General features: G+C 35.9%; 2 protein-coding genes and 1 pseudogene. 2 read left to right on the plus strand and 1 reads right to left on the minus strand.

Annotated features, from left to right (window positions below; translation table 11 throughout):
- A pseudogene (locus FFR48_RS26650) lies at positions 1-165 on the minus strand (ISLre2 family transposase); the annotation flags it as partial.
- Positions 166-450: 285 nt separating this feature from the next.
- Between FFR48_RS26650 and FFR48_RS26655 the strand changes: the two are divergent.
- Positions 451-1,536, plus strand: a complete 1,086-nt coding sequence (locus FFR48_RS26655; RefSeq protein ID WP_137669432.1) for a hypothetical protein — start codon at positions 451-453, stop codon at positions 1,534-1,536.
- Positions 1,537-1,758: 222 nt separating this feature from the next.
- Positions 1,759-3,093, plus strand: coding sequence for a S1 RNA-binding domain-containing protein (locus FFR48_RS26660; RefSeq protein ID WP_137669433.1), 1,335 nt, complete (start codon positions 1,759-1,761; stop codon positions 3,091-3,093).
- The last annotated feature ends 18 nt before the right edge of the window (positions 3,094-3,111 follow it).

Genomic DNA, 3,111 nt, shown 5'->3' on the forward strand with positions numbered 1-3,111 from the left:
CTCCCCTGCTAATATTAATGCAGCTTCTCTAATATTTTCTTCACGCGCCTTGAATGTTTGTCCATTCCATTCGGTGATATTAGAAATTTCTAAAAGTTTCGTAACTTTCTCTTGAAAATCTTTCAAACTTTTGGTTAAATCAAGACTTGAATATATTTTTTTCATTAATGGTAGGCGTTCCCTTTTTTATCTTTGGGAATCCTACCTTTTTTTTGACCACAATACCAGTCTGCCTCAACTCCTCAAATCTGATCGAGTTATATCAGTAATATTATTTATTATCTATGTGTAAAATTATTTTACTGTACGGTAAAAGATTTTTAGCGATGCCTGTTTTGGGCTTGGCGATCGCTCGAACAATACCCGACTTCACAAAATCGCGTTGCTCCCAAATGGTTATTACAAGGGCTAACTCAAGGTATTGGTTCTAGGGTTAATAGTGGTTATGGGGTGCTAGAAGAAGTTAACCCCAATGAACAACAGGAAAAACCCAAAAAACGTAAAACTGTCCTGAAATCCCGATTTGAATTGCAAGGACAATTGATGCACGGAAGACAGAAATTTGAACAATGGAAAGAAAAAGAAATTTATATCAATGGCAAAAAAAGGAATTTAGATGAATGGAAAACACCCGGAATAGCTAGACCAGAAGTTCGTCCCCCTGCTTTTCGTTCGATGTTGCGTTATTGGTTTCGGACTTTGGCATTAGGAGTATTACCAGCAAATGTAGTTAAAGAACAGGAATTAATTCTTTTTGGTGGTATTGAACCAGAAGCGAAAATGGGACTTGTGCAAATAGAAATTACCGAGGGTAGGGTAATTAGAGATAATGCTCTTCATGCTGGTGATGATTTTGGTTTGGCAAAAGGTTTATTAAATTTACCGCTATCTTATCTGATTCGGCAATTATCAGAAGAACAACGAGATGCAACAATTAATTTAATTCAAAGTTTGACTTGGTTAATGTTCCATCTTGGTGGTGTTGGCCAAGGTGCAAGAAGACCTTGTTATTCACGTAGTAATAGAAACAGGCCGCAAAGACCGTATTGGCGGGGTTCAACTTTGAAATTTACAGGTAATGACCAGAAATGGGAATATTCAACTTCTTTGGCAGGTTTACAAGCAGATTTTCAGAAACATTTGAATGCTTTTTACACCAATTTATCAACATTCAGTAAACACACTTGTAACCCCCGAAGACCAAGACAAGCAACTGTCACCGGAAATTGGTCTGAAGCTGTTGATACTAGCTGTCGTATTCTCTGCGTTCGAGGAGATATACAAAATGATAAACCTCCGGCTTTAGCACTGTTGCATCGAGAAGCTACCAAAACAAGTAATGAGTATAATAAAGAACTATGTGGTTCAATAAATGAGCGATCGCCTATTTGGATAGCTCGAATTAACAACCGTTTTGATGTGGTTACTATCTTTGGTGCAAATAACGACCATCGAAAACGCTATTTTGAGTTACTGACAAAACCAGAACTTCCGGTTACAGAATGCAAACAAATTTGGCCTCTACCGCAAAGGTAAACCCAAGACAGAGACTAGACTTTTTGTTGTTCGCGCTAAATAGCTAGACGCATCCATGTGCGTCTCCTAAGATACATCTCATCAAACGACTTCACACAAGGTAAGGTAGGAGATATAACACAGGAGACAGAAATACAACCTTGTACTTAGCTCTAGCTGAACTTCTGTTACTCCTGTAACTCCTTCCCCTTTCTGTATCAACTTCACATCTTGGAGAAAAATATGGGTATCCTCATTGCTAACATTGGTACATCAGATTTAGCCATTAAAATTAACGTTAATGGTCAAGAACGTTATTTACCAATTGACCCACTTTCTGAACCTAATCAAGATAAATCAGGATTAACTCCTGAAGAAATAAATATGTGGGAAAAACCTTATTTATATTTCCAATCTAGTGGATTATACTCTGAATTAGGTTTTCGTTCAAATGTAGTACCGAGCAGTCGAGAACTTACGGAAAGATTATTAGCGTATTATCAAGATAATCCTGAATATTGGAATGAGCGGATTTTTCCGCCTCGAATTTGGGGTGTTATTGAAAAAGCTATAACAATGGGGATTAACCAAGCATATATAATTGTCAGTAACCAAAAAGTTGAGCAGAAAGACCCCAAAGTCCGCAATAAAGATACTGTACATCTATATCCAATAATTGAAAAATGGTTTGCTACTAAATTACCATATTTTACTCTGATACCAGAATACATACCAGAAGATATACCATTAGTAGATTCGGATTTATTGTTTAAATTTTACTTTGATTTTTTTAACAGACTCAGAACAGCAGAAGAAAAAAATCAAAGACAGCAAAAATTACTGAAAATTGGTGACACAGTTTTAGCTAAAGTGATTGCTTTTGAAAATCAAGGACAAGGCGTATTTGTAGAAACAATAGCAGGCGTTAAGGGTTTTATTCACATTGACAATATTTCTCAGACTCAGGTTGATTTTAATGATCTCAGAAATATTTTCACAATTGACAGTTTAGTTTATACGCAAGTCATTAAAATTGATAATGGTAAATATAAGTTATCTACAAAAGAATTTGAGCAAACGCCAGGAGAAATCATCAATAATCCACAAGCGGTTTTTAATCGAGTTCAACAAACAATCAATTTACAATCTGCATCTGACTTAGAAGTAGAAGAGGAGTTAATGTTAATTAGTGTCAAAGGTGGTACTATTCAAATGAAAACTGCGCTTCAACTTCAAGGAATTTCTGTATTATCCGCATTTAAACGCTTATTATTTGTTAATCCTCAACTTTGCATTCCTAGTGTTTTTACAGGTCAACCATCTAGTTGTGAATTAGAATCTTATTGGCGTTATATACGTACTCACAAGTACCAAACTATTAGATTATTGTTAGAACGCTGGGATTTTGATGGTGCAATTCAAATTCTCACTGATTGGCAAGAATATCTCAGCTATTTAATTAATCAAGGTATTAGACCTGTCCGAAAATTAAAAAGGCAGTCTGTGTATGGCTTTGAGGATGTTCTCATTTCAGCCAGACTTGACGTAATCATCAGGGCTAGAGATAGTTACTGTTAGTATAGCCCGGAAAAAATG

The sequence above is a fragment of the Sphaerospermopsis reniformis genome (assembly GCF_005402885.1).
GTDB classification, from domain to species: Bacteria; Cyanobacteriota; Cyanobacteriia; order Cyanobacteriales; family Nostocaceae; genus Sphaerospermopsis; species Sphaerospermopsis kisseleviana.

Excerpts from the sequence above, each read along its gene's own strand:
- FFR48_RS26660 (WP_137669433.1), top strand. The coding sequence starts at position 1,759 with ATGGGTATCCTCATTGCTAACATTGGTACATCAGATTTAGCCATTAAA.